This is a genomic window from Christiangramia fulva (assembly GCF_003024155.1).
GTDB lineage: Bacteria > Bacteroidota > Bacteroidia > Flavobacteriales > Flavobacteriaceae > Christiangramia > Christiangramia fulva.
In genome coordinates this window covers 1,712,036-1,729,360 of sequence record NZ_CP028136.1, presented here as the reverse complement: position 1 = coordinate 1,729,360, position 17,325 = coordinate 1,712,036, and the positions used below count along the sequence as shown (strand labels likewise).

Below are 17,325 nucleotides of genomic sequence, written 5' to 3'. Positions count from 1 at the left end.
AGATATAAATAATTTTTATAAAAACATTTAGCAGAGAGGAAGGGATTCGAACCCTCGATCCGCCGTTAGGCGGATACACACTTTCCAGGCGTGCGCCTTCGACCGCTCGGCCACCTCTCTGTATTGTTTCGGGGCGGCAAATAACGAAAAAAAACGTTTTCCGTCAAGTTCTGAAGCATTAATTTTAAGACATTTCGCCACGAAGGGAAGTTTCGAAGATAGTTTTGAACACATTTGGAGACAATTCCTTGCCTAACAAATACATCAATTTTGCCACCGCTGCTTCGGTAGTGATATCTTTTCCTGAAACAATTCCTACTTTTTTAAGGCCCACACTTGTTTCATACTGCCCCATCATCACGCTACCCGCAATACATTGGGTGACATTCACTATTCGCACTCCTTTTTTTACATATTCTCTTAGCAATTCTATGAACCATTTGTCATTAGGAGCATTACCACTGCCATAGGTCTCAAGTACAACTCCTTTCAGATCCTTCTTGGAAAGTATATGAGAAACCGAGCTTTCACTTATGCCCGGAAACATTTTTAATATCAACACCTCGTCATTTAGATGCTTGTGGATTTTTAATTTCTGTTTCCGGTTCGGCTTCCATAAAGCTTTATGATTGACCGAAAGATAAACACCCGATTCGGCTAAAGGCGCATAATTCATAGATGCAAAAGCCTGAAAATGTTCCGCATTGATCTTGGTAGTTCTATTGGCCCGGTATAATTTATATTCAAAATAAAGACCCACTTCAGTAATCACCGGCCGGCCATTTTTCTGAAGACCGGCAATTTGGATGCTGGTAATGAGATTTTCCTTGGCATCGGTTCTCAAGTCTCCAATAGGAAGCTGCGAACCCGTAAAAATGATAGGTTTTGAAAGATTTTCAAAAATAAAGCTCAGTGCAGATGCCGAATAAGACATCGTATCACTACCATGAAGCACCACGAAACCATCATAATTATCATAATTTTCTTCGATAATTTCAGCAATCTGGATCCAGTAAACCGGATTCATATTCGAAGAATCTATGGGCTCTTCAAAACTGATGGTCTCAATTTCATGCTCCAGGATCTGAAGCTCGGGAATATTTTGAAGCAGCTCATTAAAATTAAAAGCTTTTAAAGCACCGGTTTCATAATCTTTGATCATCCCGATCGTCCCCCCGGTATATATGAGAAGTATCCTGGAATTATTCTTCATTTAAAGACATTTTATTGATCACCGGGTTGGCATACATCAATAAGTAGCTGTTCAGCGCCAGCGGATTTTTGACATCTACTCTTCTACTGATTCGTCTTTCAAATTGCCTTTTCTCCTTATCGGAATATTTATCAGAAAATTTCTTTTCATTCTTCAGCAGGTCATAGGCAATATAATTGGCCGGCCATAATTTGAAGTTCCTGTAGATGCTTTGGTCTATTCGTGCAGCGATTTCTTTTAACTGATCATTCACCGAAAGATCTTTTTCTGCGATCGGTGCAAAATCTTCTTTTGTCAAAACCTTTCCAGCGCTTAATTGAATTCGTCCTTTCTGACCCAAAGCGCCCTGCATGATACTGTTAAAATCTTCGTTAGCAGATTTTTTATACTCTTCTTTCATTCGCTTAGCCAGAACCTCGGGCATTTTAAGCATATCGGTGGGATCAAATTCATACGAAATAGAAACCGGAACAATCTTCAGTTTTGCGAAATAATCAGTTATTTCATCATCACCTTTCGCCATAGCCAGCATTTTCAGCACTCCCTGTTGCGTAAAATCATTTCCGTCTTTGGTTCTTCCTTCTCTCTGCGCCATCCATACCGAACGGCCTTCTTCAAGAAGTTTTCTTATATATTCTGAAAGCTTCATGGAACTGTGCAGCATTTGCCGCGGAGTCTGATTGCGAAGGACCAGAAAGTTTCGGTTGAGCTTCGAAAGGGCCATCAGGAAAGGTTTCTGCACCAGGTTATCGCCAATAGCTGAAGCCGTCATTACCAGGCCGTGATTGTATAAAGTGTAATTGATCAGCGAAGTATCCAGGATAATATCCCGATGATTTGAAATAAAAAAATAAGATTCCGAAGGATCCAGTTTTTCAAATCCGGAAGCATTTAAGCCTTCACTGGTTTTTTCCAGAACCTTCTCCACGCTGTAGTAAATGATCTGCGTTTGGAAATCCCGTATAGATTCACACAGGAGAACTTTTTCTTCAATTTCTGAAAAATCTTTTTCAGGAAATGTAAACTGAAAAAGAGCTTTTACCATGGGATTTTTTACATATTCCTTTAAAGCAGGCTTTACCTCCTCATCATGGTAAAATCTTATATCATCGAAATTTTGCACTTATTGGTCAGTTTGTTTAGCAAATGAACAAAATTTCTGTTTAATAGTTTTAAATTCCAAATATTTCACAAGAGTTTAGCGTTGTGATTTCCGCAACTTGTTCTTCTGTAACATTATATAGATCCGCGAGCTTTTTCAGTACTTCCAGAATGTAAACAGGATCATTGCGTTTTCCCCGGTATGGTGAAGGTGCCAAATAAGGGGAATCTGTCTCCAGCACAATATTTTCAAGAGGGATCTTAGGTAGAAATTTGTCAATTCCGCCATTTTTAAAAGTGACCACTCCGCCTATTCCAAGTTTCATATTATAGGAAAGCGCTTTTTGAGCCTGCTCGTAGGTGCCGGTAAAACAATGAAAAATTCCAAAGAGCTTATCATCTTTTTCCTGTTCAAGGACTTCAAAGATTTCATCAAAAGCATCCCTGCAATGAATTACGATAGGAAGCCCCTTTTCTTTTGCGAACTGTATTTGTTGCCTAAAGGCTTTTTTCTGAATTTCTAGGGTTGATTTATCCCAGTAAAGATCGATTCCTATTTCTCCCACCGCGTAAAAATCCCGTTTCTCAAATTGGTCTTTTACATGTTGGAGCTCTTCCTGATAGTTTTCCATTACACTAGTGGGATGCAGGCCCATCATAAGAAAAACATTTTTAGGAAATTCTTTTTCAAGAGCATACATGCTTTTGGTAGTTTCAGAATCGATGGCAGGAATAAAAAAACGTTTAATTCTATTATCTATCGCTTTCTGAATTACCTCTTTTCGGTCTTCATCAAAAGCGTCGCTATATAAATGAGTATGGGTATCGGTAATTGTCATAACTGCAAAAGTAAGCTTAGCTGGTGAACTGCAAAAAGCATGAAGGGATTTTAAATTTTAAACGCTAGCTGTAAGGGTGTCGCCGGTTAAGCTGAGCGGATATACAGCAAGCGGCCTCACATTACCGGAAGATCCCTGAGGACCCTGTACCACAGAACCGTCTTTTTGAAATTCTGCGAAATGAAGCACACATTCAATAAGATTATCCTGCTCTACCCATACCAGTCTTCCCCCCTGATGTGGACAAAGTGCCTGGGTTGCAACAAAACTATCGGCAGAATTCCCTGTACTAATTCTAAAAAACAGTACGCTGTTTTTAATTATCTGATCTCCAACTGCACTCAATTTTGTAATATCTACACTTACATCTCCTGTGGGAGGAGCTGGTAACTGATCATTGCCTGTACTGCAGCTACTTAGCATACAGGCACCTGAACAGGCTAAAAACAATCCTTTTCCCACGGAAGCAATAAATTCTACTCTTTTCATTTTTTAAATAGTATTTAATTAAAAATCAATTCAATAATCAGGTTTCAAAGGTTTTAGAAATGATATAATTATACCTGCAGAGGTAAGTTGATAAAAATTTGGTATTAAGCTTATTGGAAGTTGTAGTTATATCTCTTTTTTCCAGTTTAAGAAGATCGCAACAAGGAGAAGAAAAAAACACGGCTAATTCTTTTGAAAAAAGGTAAATTGTAAAAAACACATTAAAATTAACCTCAAAGACAGGTTTTCATTGTTTTGAAGGCGTTAATTTTTTGGTAATTTTAAGTGCTTATTTTTGAAGCGAGATAGGCAGCATCTTTTTTGATCCCGCCAAGGGTTGCAGAACCGCGGGTATGCAGCCAGGGCAAACCTATAAAATATAAACCATCAATATTGCTAATGCCTCGTTGATGTTTTGGATAACCGTCTTTGGAAAGTTCCAGGCCTTCGATCCAGTTAAAATTTGGCCGGTAGCCGGTCGCCCAAATGATATTTTGAAGATCCTCAAGTTTTTTCTTTTCGGTGATCACAACACGACCTTCTGCATTTTTTGTTTTCCCCACCGGTTCGACATTTTTTCTGGAAAGAATTTCTTTTACATCAGTCCCTATCACCGGCTGGCGCGTTCTACTTAATTTTTTCCCAAGCCAGTTATTCCGGCTAAAACTAAGAAAACCGATCTTTGTGAACCACCACCAGAGCGTTTTTCCTAATATTTCCTGCGGAAGCGCGCGTACATCTGTAGTTCCCGAAAAGTAAACTTTCCGTTCAGCTTCTTCTGAAATCTCATCGAGGATTTGAAAACCGCTATCTCCCGCACCAACAACCATGGCCGCTCCGGGTTGAAGCTGCGACGGATTTTTATAATAATTACTATGAATCTGGAAAATATCCCGGTTGATCTTTTTAGAGAACGGAGGTGTGTATGGAATATGGAACGGCCCGGTGGCGATCACCACATTTTTAGATTTCAGATCGATGTTAGGCCCTGTAATTATAAAATGATCTCCTTCGTGGGAAATATTTTCAACTAGGGTATTCAGCTTAATAGGAAATTCGAATTCTTCGGCATACATCTTGAAATAATTGGCTACCTCTGTCTTCGAGGGATAATGGCCATTTTCCGCCGGAAATTCCATTCCCGGCATATTATTAAATTCTGAAGGCGTAAAAAGTTTTAGAGAATCCCAGCGATTGAGCCAGGAGGCACCGATTTCAGACTCCTTGTCGACGAGAAGAAAATCCTTATTCAATTTTTTTAAATAATAGGCCATCGCGAGTCCGGCCTGTGCAGCTCCCACTACAATAAAATCGAGCATTCCCTGTTTTTTTGCAAAAATAGGATTTCTAAAGGCTTTCTGAAAATGGGCTAAAAGAAAAGGTATCTGTACGACCAGAACTGGAAAAGAAACAAAATCAGAAATCCGAAGCAGACCACAAATTCCATAAAACTAGAAGCCAATAGCCCAACAAAAGAACCAAAAGCGGCTCGCATCGCGGTCCTGGAAGTGCTTTTATTCAAAATTTCACCGATGAGGGCACCAATAAACGGACAAATAATCACAGCGAAAGGAAAAGGCGCAAAGATTCCCACAACCAAACCGATGGTCGCACCGATCATTCCCTTTCGGCTTCCGCCAAAACGCTTTGTTCCATAAGCCGGAATGACAAGATTTAGGATATAAATGATGATGGTGATCGCCAGGGTTATTCCGAGAAACAAATAATTAAGGCCGATTCCGGGAATGAGATAAAAAAGGAGCAAACCTATCCAGCTTAATGGCACTCCGGGAAGCACCGGCAGAAAACTGCCTAAAATCCCGGCAAGCATAAAAACCGCGGCGAGTATGAGTAAAAATATTTCCATAGCAATTCAATGAAAAGCGAAGATATAAAACTTTCAAATTATAATTTTAACTAAAATATTAGTTCAAACTAAAAACTTAGTTTATATTAGCAATATCAAATTCTGAGAAAAGATGAAACAGCTCACCAAAGCCGAAGAAGAGATCATGCAGATCCTTTGGGAATTAAAAGAAGGAAATGTGGCCGCCATTATTGAGGAAATGCCCGAGCCAAAACCGGCTTATAATACGGTTTCGACCATTGTGAGGATCCTGGAAACCAAAGGTTTTGTAGACCATCGCCAGCAGGGAAAAGGCTATATCTACTTCCCTGTAATGGAAAAGGAAACCTACAGCAATCAAAGCATTACCCAGTTAATGGATAATTATTTCAACGGCTCTTTTAAAAGCATGGTTTCCTTTTTTATGAAGAAGAACGATATGAAAACGAGCGATCTCGAAGCGATCCTCAAAGAGATCAATAAAGACAAAGAATAATGATTACTCAGTATATTCTCGAAATAATAGTTTTTCAGCTCGCATTTTTGCTGATCTACGAATTCTGGCTTCAGAAGGAAACTTTTTTTAACCTTAACCGGATTTATTTGCTGGCCACCCCAATACTCTCTTTCCTCATTCCGTTCATCAGGATTGAAGGTTTACAAAAATCGGCTCCTGCTGTTGCGTTCCAGGAAATTTCAGCAAATACAACATACTGGCTGCCCGAGGTATTTATAGGTAAGCAGGCTGGAACAGCTCAAAATGATATTCTGATGAATTTCGAAAATCATTTGAACTGGTGGCTGGTTATCTATTTATGCGGATCGCTGATCGCTTTAGGTGTTTTTATTTTTAAGCTTAATAGATTATTTAAAGTATCGCGTAAATCTATATGTATCTCGAAATCTCATTACCGAATTTACCAGATTCCTCGATCCCGGGCGGCCTTTACTTTTTTTAACTGGCTTTATATTGGCGAGGCCCTGAGTGAAACCGAAAGGGAACAGATCATGCTTCACGAGCTTGTTCATCTCGATCATAAACATACCGCCGATCTTTTGATTTTTGAGCTTTTAAAGATTTTGTTCTGGTTCAATCCGTTGATCTATCTTTTTCAGTCAAAACTGGCAACTTTACACGAGTTCATCGCCGATGAATCTACGGTTAAGACCTCAGGAAAAAAGCAATATTTTGAACAATTGCTGAACAGCACATTCGGCACCAGCAATATCTCATTCACCAATCAATTTTTTAGTCATTCATTAATCAAAAAACGAATCATTATGTTACAAAAACACAAATCATCACAATTATCAAAATTCAAATTTTTATTACTCGTTCCTGCGCTGCTGCTAATGTTAACTTATGTTTCCTGCTCCGAAGATCAGAACATGGGAATCGATGAACAGGAAATGTCTTTAAGCAATCAAATTGTCGATCTAAAAGCAGCAATCCAGAATAAGGAAAACCTAACTCAAGAGGAATTTGATCTTCTAAAAAGTCTTCAAAAAGATTATATGAAAAAAGTGGAAGTTATTGAAGTCAGCGGGAAATCTAAAGCTCAGGTTTATAAAGATAAAATTCCCTTTGCAGTGGTAGATTTGGCTCCCGCGTTTCCCGGGTGCGAACAATGGGTTGATGATCCAAGAAAGAATTGTACTTCCAGTAAAATTGCAGAGTTTGTAAACGAGAATTTTGATACCTCGCTGGGAAAAAAACTGGGTCTAACCGGAATTAACCGCGTAATAGTCCAATTCAGGATTGATGAAACCGGAAAAATAGTAGACGTTAAGGCGAGGGCACCAAAACCTGAACTTGAAGAAGAAGCCATTCGGGTAGTTTCGAGCCTGCCTCAAATGACACCGGGCGAGCAAAATGGTCAACCTGTGAGTGTGATGTACTCTTTACCTATCGCCTTTAAAGTTGCTGAATAATGCATAAAAAATACACCTATGAAAACTCTTTTAATCACCGCGACGCTTTTTATAAGTGTCGCGGCTTTTGCCCAGAAAGAAAAAGATCTTGAAACGGTCTCATTTGAGGAAACATCTGAAGCGCCCGTTTTTCCCGGCTGCCTGGAGCTTCACTCAGAAGAACAAAACAGGAAATGCTTTTCTGAAAAAGTGATTTGGTATGTGAATTCCAATTTCAATACCGTCAAGGTTAGACCCTATGCTAAAAAAGGCAGAAATAAACTGTTTGTTCATTTTGTGATCACCAAAGACGGGAATGTGACCCAGGTACATGCCACAGGTGCTCCAAATGAAATTCTAAAAGAAGCAGAAAGGGCGGTAAAAAGCCTTCCCCATATGAAACCAGCGAAGGTGAATGGTGAACCGGTAAATGTTCAATATCATCTTCCCATTGTTTTTATGGTTGAAAAATAAGGCCTTAAAACGGGCGTCATTTCAGGAAGAATAGTCGGAAATTATTTTATAAAAATGATCGAATAACAGTTTTCTTTCCTAACCTGCTATATTTCACTATTTTTGAAATCCGTAAGCGGATTCTAAATGAAAAAAGCATTACTTCCTGTTTTATTTTTAAGCCTGATTTCCTGTAATTTCGAGACTAAAAAGATCTCTTCAGAAGAGGTTTTGGAACAGGAAACACGTGCGCTTAACTGGAAAGAAGTCGATGAATATCCCGCTTTTGAAGAATGCCAGAACCAAACCGAATTACAAGCCGCGAAGCATTGTTTTGAAACCAAAGTAGCTTCTGAAATCTATTCTTTTCTTGCCGCGCAACAACCGGTAGTCACCGAGAGCATCAACGACACGCTTTTTATTTATCTGGAAATCACCAAGGAAGGACGGCCTCAGATAGATTCTATAAAAGTAGACACTACCGTCACCAACCAGCTGCCTCATATAAAGGATTGGCTAAAGCAGAGTATCGATTCACTTCCGAAGATCTATCCGGCCAGTAAAAGAGGCATTCCCGTTTCCACAGTTTTTAAGATGCCCGTGGTGGTTAAAGCGGAATGAATAGGCAGTTAACTTTAGAATTAGGCTGTTTACCTATTTGAAGAGACTGCTTCTCTACTGAGGTAACTCACAGTTACCTTAATAAACAATCCTATTCTTCGAATTTACTACCGATCACCGCATTCCATTTTCGCACTTTCCAGGATTTTACAAGTCCGTTTTTTACATATGGATCATTTTCAGCGAAATCGCGCGCCAATTTTTCATCATTTCCACGGAAGATCAAAATAGCCTGATCTGCCGGGCTGTCCATTGCTCCGCCTAAAACCAGCTGACCTTTCTCTGCAGCTTCTTTGGCCATTCCTAAATGCTCCGCCCGATACTGACCACGTTCCTCGAGATAATTATCATTGAGATCGTAAAAAAGTATGTAGTAATTCATAATTCAAGGTATTTCTGATTAAAGATGCTGAAAGAGCATCTGCCTTCTAAGCAGACGGTCACCTCAACTTTTAATTGTCAATTTTCAATTATCCATTGTCAATTCTTATACTTCCTTCCTTTCCAATGAAATCCGCTAAAAATTGCCAAAACTGCAGTAAAAGATAAAAAGAAAGGATGTAAAAAGCTTACCCAGAAATAATCTCTCATCCCAAGTTCCCTTTGGAAAAACTGGGCGGTTTTATAAATAAGAATAAAATCAAGATTGAATTTTATCAGAAACACAAACAACAATATCTGGTAATTTATACTGCCAAAAAGAGCCAGAATTCCGGAAATGATCAATAAAGAATTGAATACCATCACGATAAGACCAACCGCTTTTGCGAAAATATCCTTATAAGCTGAAGTTTTTGCTCCCCATCGAATTCGCTGTGAAATAAGTGCACCAGGGTCTTTTTGATAATTAGTAAAAACCGCCGCCTCATATTTCTTTAAAAAATCGATCTTCAGGCCTTCTGCTTTGAAATTCTGAAGCAGAAATACATCATCTCCACTGGTGATCTCAATGTTATTCTGAAAGCCACCAACTTTTTCAAAAGCCGATTTTTCATAACACAGATTGGCACCATTGCACATAAAAGGCTTCCCAATCCCAAACGCACCCATTGAACTTCCCTGCAGGCTGAAAAAATCAATTTCTTCAAAACGCTGGAAAAGTTTCTTTCGCAGGTTTTCAGAAAAAGCAACGGGACCGGCGATCATGGAAGGTGCATTGGCTTTTATTTGTGCTTCGAAATATTTCAGCCAGTTTTCGGGAACCCGGCAATCGGCATCTGTAGTGATGATATATTCAAAAGATGAATTTTCGATTCCGGTTCTTATCGCGTCCTTTTTTGGCGACTTGGATTGCCTTTTGTTTTTCAGAATTCTCATCCTGAAATCAGGGAAATCCCTTTTGAATTTCTCACCTATTTCCACAGAACCGTCTTCAGAATCATCGTCGATCAAAAGAATTTCAAACTTCCCTATCGGGTAATTCAGCAAACTGAAAGATTCAAGTAAACAAGGCAAATTTTCGGCTTCATTTCTAAAAGGTACAATCACCGAAAACCGGATGGAATTTTCTTCTCCGATGCTTTGAGGCGCTTTCAATTTTTCAAAACCTATGATAAAAGCCAGGATCAGCGAAGAATAAAGTCCGCCGGTGAGAAGCAGGAGTATGAGCATTAAAATGTTTAGCTTTGTGAAAGTCCCAAATTAGGTATTTTTAGTGAGCAATTCTTCAGATAAGGCAGTTTTGAAAGGCGAAAAGATCATTCTTGGCATCGATCCCGGAACCACGATCATGGGTTTCGGACTCATCAAAGTTGAAAAAAATACAATGACTTTTATCCAGATGAATGAACTTCAGCTGAAAAAGTACGACGATCATTATCTCAAACTGAAAATGATCTTTGAAAGAACCGTGGAGCTTATCGATAATTATCATCCCGATGAGATCGCTATTGAAGCACCTTTTTTCGGAAAAAACGTGCAGTCAATGCTGAAACTTGGCCGGGCTCAGGGCGTAGCCATGGCAGCCGGACTTTCCCGTCAGGTGCCGATTACCGAATATCTTCCGAAAAAGATCAAAATGGCCATTACCGGCAACGGAAACGCCAGCAAGGAGCAGGTGGCCAAAATGCTTCAGAGTCTGCTTAAATTAAAAACCCTTCCCAAAAACCTGGACGCCACCGATGGACTTGCTGCCGCGGTTTGTCATTTTTATAATTCTGGCCGGCCGGAAATAGGGAAAAGTTATACGGGCTGGGAAGCTTTTGTGAAGCAAAACCCTAAAAAAATCAATTAACAGTTATCAATAACCAATTATCAATTAACGACATGGAAGAAGGTGCGGATAAAAGGAATGTGTTGGCAGATAAATCTTACCAATATGCGTTAAAAATTATTTCTGCTTGCAAGGAACTGACCGAGCAAAAGGAATATATTTTATCAAAACAACTCTTGCGTTGTGGCACTTCGATAGGCGCTAATGTTGCGGAAGCCAATGGTGCGATCTCAAATGCCGATTTTTCTGCTAAAATCTCAATTGCTTATAAAGAAAGCCTGGAGACAAAATATTGGCTCAAACTCCTTCATGATTCCAATTATTTAAGAGAGAAGAATTTTTCCTCATTATATCAACTCGCCGACGAGCTATCTAAAATATTATATTCAATACTGAAGTCCACACGAATCAGAAAAACTGATAATTGATAACTGTTAATTGTTAATTGTTAATGTCTGGAATATATTTACACATTCCTTTTTGCAAGCAGGCCTGCCATTACTGTGATTTTCATTTTTCCACTTCGGTGAAGAAAAAGCCGCAGCTTGTGGAAATGCTATGTCGGGAATTGGAATTAAGAAAAGATGAATTAAAATCGAATATAGAAACTATCTATTTTGGGGGCGGCACCCCTTCCCTGCTAAATTCTGAGGAACTTGAAAAAATATTCCGAACGATTTCTGACAGTTTTGAAGTTTTAGAAAATGCTGAAATCACCCTGGAAGCCAATCCCGATGACCTATCGGAAGAAGTTTTAAAAATGCTGGCCCAATCTCCAGTGAACAGGCTCAGCATTGGCGTGCAGTCTTTTTTTGAAGCCGACCTGCAACTGATGAACCGTGCTCATAATGCCGAAGAAGCATTGAAATCCCTGCAGCTGGCTAAAAAGTATTTCGATAATATATCCATCGATCTTATTTACGGTATCCCCGGACTGACCAATAAAAACTGGAAGAAAAATCTGCAGATTGCCTTAGACCTCGAAATTCCGCATATTTCAAGTTACGCGCTAACCGTCGAACCTAAAACAGCACTTGAAAAATTCATCGAAAAGGGCAAAGTAACGCCTGTTAGCGATGAGACTTATCGTGAGCAATTTGATATCCTGGTAGAAACACTCACTTCTTCCGGATTTGAGCATTATGAATTTTCAAATTTTGGCAAACCGGGCTTTCATTCAAGGAACAATATGGCTTACTGGATGGGCAAAGCCTATTTAGGAATTGGACCTTCGGCTCACTCTTTTGACGGAAAACAACGCAAATGGAATGTGAGTAACAATACACTTTACATAAAAGCACTGGAAAAAAGCGAACTGCCTTTGACAACCGAGGAACTATCAGTAACCGACAGGTATAACGAATTCGTGATGACGCGTTTTCGAACTAAATTTGGAGTTTCGGCAAAAGACATTGAAGAACTTTTCGGAAAAAAATATGCCGAATATTTTTTAAAGGAAACCGAAAGATTTTTACGGGATGGCCTGCTCGAAAAGAAAGACTCGCATTTCCACATCACCAAAAAAGGGAAATTCCTTAGCGACGGGATCGCTGCCGATTTATTCTATATCGACTAGAATACTTCATTTTCAATTATCCATTATCCATTCTCAATTATCAATTACCTTTGTGTAACCAATCAATCGAGCATGTTAGCCAGTATTAGCCACAATGGCGAAACTTACCGGATAGATTTTTCCAAACCGCTGGATATTTCCATCAGCCTGCGCGGCGATGATAAGAATCCGCAGGCCTGGTATTTAAAACATCCGGAGATCAAGCCGGTTAGAGATGGCAAATTCGTGGGAAAAGTCACTGAGGGGGCTTCGGTGAATTTTAATAATATCTGGTTTAATCCGCACGCGCATGCCACGCATACTGAATGTGTTGGGCATATCACTCCTGAAAATGAAAATCTTCAGCAACTACTGAAAACTTTCTTTTTTAAGGCTGTTTTAATTTCCGTAGAACCTCAGAAAAAGGGTAGCGATCTGGTGATCACAAAAAAATCTATTGAAAAAATTAAAAATATAGACGCGCAGGCCCTGGTAATAAGATGCCTTCCGAATTATATCGGGAAGATCTCAAAGATCCACTCGCATTCCAACTGGCCTTATCTTGAAGAAGAGGCCGCGGTTTTCATTCGCGAAAACGGAATCAAACATCTGCTCATCGATCAGCCATCAGTAGATAAGGAAAATGATGAGGGAAAATTACTGGCTCATAAGGCTTTTTGGAACTATCCCAAAAATACCCGTTTTGATGCCACGATTACGGAACTGATCTATGTTCCAAACAAAATAGAAGACGGCGATTATTTTCTGAATCTTCAGCCCGCATCCTTCGAAAATGACGCGGCACCATGCAAGCCAGTACTTTATAAAATATTAAAATGATAAATATCAGTCTGAAAATGGAAGAAGCGGCTATTCTTCAGGAATTAGATCATAGACTCTTGCTTTTTTATATTTCATAATCCATAAATAGGGTACTAATACAAAAACACCTCCTATCAAAGGTCCAACGGCGATTTCTTCATTTTTTGAAAAAGAACTTTTGTATGTTTTGAATCCTGTTTTTTCAATTCTTACTTCATTTGTACTTCCTACAATTTTAGTATCTCGGTGTTTATATGGAGTTTTTCCGACTTTTTCACCATTTATATAAATTGTAGCATTTGACGGATAGGAATCAATAATTGTGGAGCTGGCGCAACTGGAAAAGAGCAATAAGATTCCTACAATTAAGGTAAAAAGATTTTTTAATTTCATTTTGGTTAGAAAAAGAAAAACGGATCAAACCATTTAGTTCAATCCGTTCAAAAGTTAGATAATGACTTATTTAAACTCTACTATGTCGGCGGTTACATAACATTTTGTTGTAGCAACAATCCCTAAAAAGTTTGAGTATTTAAAGTTGACGGTTGTATTCGCTATAGTCTGTCCATCTTGTAAGGTATAATTTTCAAGCATTTTTTGCTTGGCTTCAGCGACAATAGCCTCTCTTTTCATACCTCCTATCCCAAGAACATAGGTTGCCTGTGACATACCCTGAAGATCTTTCTTCACATAGGTATAGTTATCAGCGCTTAATGCTGCTGAATTGTTCATGTAACCTGTAAGTCCGGCGGCACAACTTGAAAAAAGAATTGTTAAGCATAAAACAAAAGAAATTCTAAGTAATAATCTTTTCATGTAAAATGGATTTAGTTAATTTATATTTAAACATCTTTATGAAGCCAAAATAAATTAGTTATCATCAATTAACCTTACGGGTTTCCGTAATTGACTATGAATTGGGAATAAATTACTCTTAAATGGCAGGAATCATACTTTTTGCACGTAGTAGTTTCGATCGTATGCCTGGTTACGGACTTAAGTATGAAAAAGGATATAAATTTACCCATCTTGGAGAAATAGGAAAATAGTATGGAATTATTATTCATAGGCCTGGCGGCCGGCGCAGTGGCGGCTTATCTCATTTTTACCGGTTTTCATAAAGAGCGCTCAAAGCTGAAGACCAATGAGCAGTCGGTCATTTTGATGGACAAGATCAGAAGCGTTTGCAAATTCATTACCGTGGAAGGCGACTTTTCAGAGATCTATCATTATGAGAATTTAAAGGAAAAATATATGAGCCTGATCTTCGGAAAGAAAAAAGCGATAGTTCTTATCAATGCCAAAGCGCATGTGGGATTTGACCTGAGCAAGATCAAAATGCACAGTGATACCCGGGAGAAAAAGATCATTTTAACCGATTTCCCACAGCCCGAACTGCTTACCGTGGAAACCGATTTTAAATATTACGACAAACGAGAGGGCTGGGCAAACCCGTTTACAACATCTGATCTTACCGACATTAACCGTGACGCGAAAAAACATATCGTCGACAAGATTCCCCAAAGCGGACTCATGGAACAGGCGAAAAAGGAAGCCCTCGACACTATTTTATTGATGGAAAAAATCGTGGAAACCATCGGCTGGAAACTGGATTATACCTCATTAACGGTGGATAGCGCTGAAAAGAAAACAATTGAAAATGAATAAGAGATTCTGAAATGAGCCTGCCAGCGATAGGCAGGTTCGTAACCCTGAATTTGTTCCGGGCTCTATTTATCCATTACCCAGCAGTCTCAGAATACCAGTGATTTCAATTTGAACATCACGTCACCCTGAACTTGTTTCAGGGTCTTTCTATTATGAAAAAGAATAAACTTATTTATTTTGAAGAGTTTACCGATATTCATCAGGCTATAGAAAGAGAAAAGCAATTAAAAAACTGGCACAGGGAATGGAAGTTAAATTTGATCAGATCCATCAATCCCGAATTCAAAGATCTATTCTTACAATTATGAGATGCTGAAACAAGTTCAGCATGACGAAATTTTCTTAATTTCACCTCCAGCCGTCCTGAAGTTATTTCAGGGTTTTTGATAATTAAAAAATCGGAATGAACATCGACACTTTCAGAGACTACTGCCTCAGCAAAAAAGGGGTAACCGAAGGTTTGCCTTTTGGTCCAGATACGCTGGTCTTTAAAGTAATGGGAAAAATATTCGCCCTGGCTTCCCTTGACGAAGTGCCGCTTCGAGCAAATCTTAAATGTGATCCAGGCAGGGCTGTGGAATTGCGAGAAGAACATGAAGATTCCATTCTACCAGGTTATCATATGAATAAAAAACACTGGAACACGGTCGTTCTCGACGGTCGCCTGGATCCTAAATTAGTCTTTGAACTCATTGACCATTCTTACGATCTGGTTGTGGAAAGTCTTACTCAAAAACTCCAAAAAGAACTCAACGATCTTTAATGAAAGAAGCAACCTCATTTTACAATAACCGACTAAAAAAATACCAGTCTGCTCACAGCAAAATCTCCAGGAAACTGGTCATTTCAGGTATGTTAAGACTCCTGGCATTTCTGTTATTCTGTGCCGCTGTTTATTTCTTCTTCGGAAATCTTCAGGTTCTTTTACCGGCGGCCCTTGTTCTTATCGTTCTTTTTATTTTCCTGGTTTCCAGGCATAACGATCTTAAAAAGGAAAAAGAAAAGCTCAGTGAGTTGATCAATATCAATGAACAGGAACTTAATATCCTGAAAACTCATGATTATTCTGAGTTGACTGACGGAAAGGAATTTGAAAAAGAAGACCATGAATATTGCCGGGATATTGATCTTTTCGGAAGAAAATCCTTTTTCCAGTATCTAAACCGTACGGCGTTAAAGGAAGGAAAAGCAAAACTGGCTGAAAGTCTGCTTGAAAACGAGTGTGATAATATCCTGAAAAAACAGGAAGCAACCAGGGAATTAAGCGCAAAAGCCGACTGGCGCCAGGATTTTACAGCAACAGCCAGGCTTGTGAGAAGCGAAACAAGATCGTCTACTATACTTGATTGGCTGGGAAATTACCAACAGTTCGTTCCTAAAATAATGGCCTGGATCCCAGGTTTATTTTCGGTCATTTCTGTTGGAGTTTTTCTGGCATTTTATTTTTCGATTATTCCCGGATTGGCGGTGGGTCTTTGGCTGGTTATCGGAATAGGAATAACCGCTATTTATTTGAAGAAAGTGAATGAACTTTCCGAAAAAGCCGGAAAAACAATGGATACTTTTCAGCAATATCACCAATTACTGGCGTTGATTGAAAAGGAAGATTTCGAGGCAGCTTATCTCAAAGATTTTAAAGAATCCATTCAATCTGAAAAAGAAAAAGCCTCAGTTCTTCTGAAGAAATTTTCCCGCAAGATCGATTCTCTGGACCAGCGTAATAATTTCCTTTTCGGTTTCCTCGCAAATGGCTTTTTTCTATGGGACCTTCGCTACGCTTATGCCATTGAAAAATGGATCGGGAATTATTCAGAAATCGTAGAGCACTGGTTTGAAGCCGTTGAAACCCTCGACGCCTGGAACAGCCTGGGAAATTTTGATTTTAACCATCAGCATTACGTCTATCCCGAAATCCTTTCTGAAAATAAAGGAATAAAAGCCAAAAAACTTGGTCATCCTCTATTAAATCCCGATAAAAGAGTAACCAATGATTTTGAGATCAATTCGGAAGAATTTTTTATTATCACCGGTGCAAATATGGCCGGAAAAAGTACTTTTTTACGTACCGTTGCCCTTCAGATATTGATGTCGAATATTGGTCTTCCTGTTTGTGCAGAATCTTGTCAGTACTCCCCGATCAAGCTCATTACGAGTATGCGAACCAGCGACTCGCTTGGCGATGATGAATCTTATTTCTTTTCAGAATTAAAACGCCTGAAATTTATTGTAGATCATATTGAAAAGGATCAATATTTTATTATTCTGGACGAAATTTTGAAAGGCACCAACAGCACCGATAAAGCCATCGGCTCCAAAAAATTTGTGCAGCGCCTGGTAAAAAGTGGTTCTACAGGAATCATTGCGACTCATGATCTTAGTCTTTGTGAAATTTCAGAAGAATTAATAGCCGTAAAAAACTTCTATTTTGATGCTGAAATCCTTCATAATGAACTGCATTTCGACTATCAACTGAAGAACGGAATCTGCAAAAACATGAACGCTTCGTTTTTACTTCGGAAAATGAAGATCGTCGATGAAGAGAATTGAACCGGTAATAATTCCTTTCCTTTTTTAATAGCGTACCTTTGCGGCCAA

The 17,325-nt window shown here is 39.0% G+C and carries 22 protein-coding genes, 1 tRNA gene and 1 pseudogene; 13 read left to right on the top strand and 11 right to left on the bottom strand.

Annotated features, from left to right (window positions below; translation table 11 throughout):
- Positions 1–31 precede the first annotated feature (31 nt).
- The 7 genes from C7S20_RS07980 to C7S20_RS07945 all read right to left on the bottom strand — a co-directional run bounded on the left by C7S20_RS07980 (position 32) and on the right by C7S20_RS07945 (position 5,509).
- A tRNA-Ser gene (locus C7S20_RS07980) sits at positions 32–120 on the bottom strand.
- A gap of 64 nt (positions 121–184) precedes the next feature.
- Positions 185–1,213, bottom strand: a complete 1,029-nt coding sequence (locus C7S20_RS07975) for an asparaginase (RefSeq protein ID WP_107011990.1) — start codon at positions 1,211–1,213, stop codon at positions 185–187.
- Positions 1,203–2,336 (bottom strand): 1-acyl-sn-glycerol-3-phosphate acyltransferase, encoded by a 1,134-nt coding sequence (locus C7S20_RS07970; protein ID WP_107011989.1) that lies wholly within the window; start codon positions 2,334–2,336, stop codon positions 1,203–1,205. The genes C7S20_RS07975 and C7S20_RS07970 overlap by 11 nt, the downstream gene beginning before the upstream one ends.
- 49 nt (positions 2,337–2,385) lie before the next feature.
- The gene (locus C7S20_RS07965) at positions 2,386–3,153 is read right to left on the bottom strand and encodes a TatD family hydrolase (RefSeq protein ID WP_107011988.1); all 768 of its coding nucleotides are present in this window, start codon (positions 3,151–3,153) and stop codon (positions 2,386–2,388) included.
- Between the two features lie 57 nt (positions 3,154–3,210).
- A complete protein-coding gene (locus C7S20_RS07960) occupies positions 3,211–3,642 on the bottom strand; it encodes a QcrA and Rieske domain-containing protein (RefSeq protein WP_107011987.1) in 432 nt (143 codons plus the stop codon).
- Between the two features lie 281 nt (positions 3,643–3,923).
- Entirely contained in the window at positions 3,924–4,961 is a 1,038-nt protein-coding gene (locus tag C7S20_RS07950) for a flavin-containing monooxygenase (protein ID WP_107011985.1), read from the bottom strand.
- Between the two features lie 50 nt (positions 4,962–5,011).
- Positions 5,012–5,509: a DUF456 domain-containing protein gene (locus C7S20_RS07945; protein WP_107011984.1), complete on the bottom strand. Its 498-nt coding sequence runs from the start codon at positions 5,507–5,509 to the stop codon at positions 5,012–5,014.
- A 112-nt stretch (positions 5,510–5,621) separates the two neighbouring features.
- On the opposite strand from C7S20_RS07945, the gene C7S20_RS07940 reads away from it, so the two are divergent.
- The 4 genes from C7S20_RS07940 to C7S20_RS07925 all read left to right on the top strand — a co-directional run bounded on the left by C7S20_RS07940 (position 5,622) and on the right by C7S20_RS07925 (position 8,473).
- On the top strand, positions 5,622–5,984 hold the full coding sequence (locus C7S20_RS07940; RefSeq protein ID WP_107011983.1) for a BlaI/MecI/CopY family transcriptional regulator: 363 nt from the start codon (positions 5,622–5,624) through the stop codon (positions 5,982–5,984).
- A complete protein-coding gene (locus C7S20_RS07935) occupies positions 5,984–7,420 on the top strand; it encodes a M56 family metallopeptidase (RefSeq protein WP_107011982.1) in 1,437 nt (478 codons plus the stop codon). The genes C7S20_RS07940 and C7S20_RS07935 overlap by 1 nt, the downstream gene beginning before the upstream one ends.
- Positions 7,421–7,438: 18 nt before the next feature.
- Positions 7,439–7,873: an energy transducer TonB gene (locus tag C7S20_RS07930; RefSeq protein WP_107011981.1), complete on the top strand. Its 435-nt coding sequence runs from the start codon at positions 7,439–7,441 to the stop codon at positions 7,871–7,873.
- 126 nt (positions 7,874–7,999) lie between these two features.
- Positions 8,000–8,473, top strand: coding sequence for a hypothetical protein (locus C7S20_RS07925; protein WP_107011980.1), 474 nt, complete (start codon positions 8,000–8,002; stop codon positions 8,471–8,473).
- Between the two features lie 91 nt (positions 8,474–8,564).
- Here C7S20_RS07925 and C7S20_RS07920 read toward each other — a convergent pair whose 3' ends face one another.
- Positions 8,565–8,855, bottom strand: a complete 291-nt coding sequence (locus tag C7S20_RS07920) for a YciI-like protein (protein ID WP_107011979.1) — start codon at positions 8,853–8,855, stop codon at positions 8,565–8,567.
- A 98-nt stretch (positions 8,856–8,953) separates the two neighbouring features.
- Positions 8,954–10,084: a glycosyltransferase family 2 protein gene (locus C7S20_RS07915; protein WP_107011978.1), complete on the bottom strand. Its 1,131-nt coding sequence runs from the start codon at positions 10,082–10,084 to the stop codon at positions 8,954–8,956.
- A 70-nt stretch (positions 10,085–10,154) separates the two neighbouring features.
- On the opposite strand from C7S20_RS07915, the gene ruvC reads away from it, so the two are divergent.
- The 4 genes from ruvC (at position 10,155) to C7S20_RS07895 (ending at position 13,080) form a co-directional block, all read left to right on the top strand.
- On the top strand, positions 10,155–10,706 hold the full coding sequence (ruvC, locus tag C7S20_RS07910) for a crossover junction endodeoxyribonuclease RuvC (RefSeq protein ID WP_107014145.1): 552 nt from the start codon (positions 10,155–10,157) through the stop codon (positions 10,704–10,706).
- A 32-nt stretch (positions 10,707–10,738) separates the two neighbouring features.
- On the top strand, positions 10,739–11,113 hold the full coding sequence (locus C7S20_RS07905) for a four helix bundle protein (RefSeq protein WP_107011977.1): 375 nt from the start codon (positions 10,739–10,741) through the stop codon (positions 11,111–11,113).
- Positions 11,114–11,136: 23 nt separating this feature from the next.
- The gene (gene hemW, locus C7S20_RS07900) at positions 11,137–12,261 is read left to right on the top strand and encodes a radical SAM family heme chaperone HemW (RefSeq protein ID WP_107011976.1); all 1,125 of its coding nucleotides are present in this window, start codon (positions 11,137–11,139) and stop codon (positions 12,259–12,261) included.
- 72 nt (positions 12,262–12,333) lie between these two features.
- The gene (locus C7S20_RS07895; protein ID WP_107011975.1) at positions 12,334–13,080 is read left to right on the top strand and encodes a cyclase family protein; all 747 of its coding nucleotides are present in this window, start codon (positions 12,334–12,336) and stop codon (positions 13,078–13,080) included.
- 30 nt (positions 13,081–13,110) lie between these two features.
- Here the strand turns inward: C7S20_RS07895 and C7S20_RS07890 are convergent, their stop codons facing one another.
- A complete protein-coding gene (locus C7S20_RS07890; protein ID WP_107011974.1) occupies positions 13,111–13,455 on the bottom strand; it encodes a PEGA domain-containing protein in 345 nt (114 codons plus the stop codon).
- Between the two features lie 66 nt (positions 13,456–13,521).
- Positions 13,522–13,878, bottom strand: a complete 357-nt coding sequence (locus tag C7S20_RS07885) for a DUF6567 family protein (protein WP_159039899.1) — start codon at positions 13,876–13,878, stop codon at positions 13,522–13,524.
- Between the two features lie 122 nt (positions 13,879–14,000).
- On the opposite strand from C7S20_RS07885, the pseudogene C7S20_RS07880 reads away from it, so the two are divergent.
- The 5 genes and pseudogenes from C7S20_RS07880 to C7S20_RS07860 form a co-directional block, all read left to right on the top strand.
- Positions 14,001–14,111, top strand: a pseudogene (locus C7S20_RS07880) (DUF4260 family protein); the annotation flags it as partial.
- A gap of 1 nt (position 14,112) precedes the next feature.
- Positions 14,113–14,730 (top strand): DUF4230 domain-containing protein, encoded by a 618-nt coding sequence (locus C7S20_RS07875; RefSeq protein WP_107011972.1) that lies wholly within the window; start codon positions 14,113–14,115, stop codon positions 14,728–14,730.
- A 152-nt stretch (positions 14,731–14,882) separates the two neighbouring features.
- On the top strand, positions 14,883–15,038 hold the full coding sequence (locus tag C7S20_RS07870; protein WP_107014144.1) for a GIY-YIG nuclease family protein: 156 nt from the start codon (positions 14,883–14,885) through the stop codon (positions 15,036–15,038).
- A gap of 95 nt (positions 15,039–15,133) precedes the next feature.
- Positions 15,134–15,493, top strand: a complete 360-nt coding sequence (locus C7S20_RS07865; protein ID WP_107011971.1) for an MmcQ/YjbR family DNA-binding protein — start codon at positions 15,134–15,136, stop codon at positions 15,491–15,493.
- Complete coding sequence (locus tag C7S20_RS07860) at positions 15,493–17,277, top strand: MutS-related protein (protein ID WP_107011970.1); 1,785 nt, start codon at positions 15,493–15,495, stop codon at positions 17,275–17,277. Before C7S20_RS07865 ends, C7S20_RS07860 begins: the two co-directional genes overlap by 1 nt.
- Positions 17,278–17,325 lie beyond the last annotated feature (48 nt).

Coding starts and splice junctions, on each gene's coding strand:
- C7S20_RS07950 (WP_107011985.1), bottom strand. CDS start 4,961: ATGCTCGATTTTATTGTAGTGGGAGCTGCACAGGCCGGACTCGCGATG.
- C7S20_RS07965 (WP_107011988.1), bottom strand. CDS start 3,153: ATGACAATTACCGATACCCATACTCATTTATATAGCGACGCTTTTGAT.
- C7S20_RS07935 (WP_107011982.1), top strand. CDS start 5,984: ATGATTACTCAGTATATTCTCGAAATAATAGTTTTTCAGCTCGCATTT.
- C7S20_RS07945 (WP_107011984.1), bottom strand. CDS start 5,509: ATGGAAATATTTTTACTCATACTCGCCGCGGTTTTTATGCTTGCCGGG.
- C7S20_RS07930 (WP_107011981.1), top strand. CDS start 7,439: ATGAAAACTCTTTTAATCACCGCGACGCTTTTTATAAGTGTCGCGGCT.
- C7S20_RS07890 (WP_107011974.1), bottom strand. CDS start 13,455: ATGAAATTAAAAAATCTTTTTACCTTAATTGTAGGAATCTTATTGCTC.
- C7S20_RS07860 (WP_107011970.1), top strand. CDS start 15,493: ATGAAAGAAGCAACCTCATTTTACAATAACCGACTAAAAAAATACCAG.
- C7S20_RS07920 (WP_107011979.1), bottom strand. CDS start 8,855: ATGAATTACTACATACTTTTTTACGATCTCAATGATAATTATCTCGAG.
- C7S20_RS07885 (WP_159039899.1), bottom strand. CDS start 13,878: ATGAAAAGATTATTACTTAGAATTTCTTTTGTTTTATGCTTAACAATT.
- C7S20_RS07940 (WP_107011983.1), top strand. CDS start 5,622: ATGAAACAGCTCACCAAAGCCGAAGAAGAGATCATGCAGATCCTTTGG.
- C7S20_RS07870 (WP_107014144.1), top strand. CDS start 14,883: ATGAAAAAGAATAAACTTATTTATTTTGAAGAGTTTACCGATATTCAT.
- C7S20_RS07905 (WP_107011977.1), top strand. CDS start 10,739: ATGGAAGAAGGTGCGGATAAAAGGAATGTGTTGGCAGATAAATCTTAC.
- C7S20_RS07975 (WP_107011990.1), bottom strand. CDS start 1,213: ATGAAGAATAATTCCAGGATACTTCTCATATATACCGGGGGGACGATC.
- hemW (WP_107011976.1), top strand. CDS start 11,137: ATGTCTGGAATATATTTACACATTCCTTTTTGCAAGCAGGCCTGCCAT.
- C7S20_RS07865 (WP_107011971.1), top strand. CDS start 15,134: ATGAACATCGACACTTTCAGAGACTACTGCCTCAGCAAAAAAGGGGTA.
- C7S20_RS07875 (WP_107011972.1), top strand. CDS start 14,113: ATGGAATTATTATTCATAGGCCTGGCGGCCGGCGCAGTGGCGGCTTAT.
- C7S20_RS07895 (WP_107011975.1), top strand. CDS start 12,334: ATGTTAGCCAGTATTAGCCACAATGGCGAAACTTACCGGATAGATTTT.
- C7S20_RS07925 (WP_107011980.1), top strand. CDS start 8,000: ATGAAAAAAGCATTACTTCCTGTTTTATTTTTAAGCCTGATTTCCTGT.
- C7S20_RS07915 (WP_107011978.1), bottom strand. CDS start 10,084: ATGCTCATACTCCTGCTTCTCACCGGCGGACTTTATTCTTCGCTGATC.
- C7S20_RS07960 (WP_107011987.1), bottom strand. CDS start 3,642: ATGAAAAGAGTAGAATTTATTGCTTCCGTGGGAAAAGGATTGTTTTTA.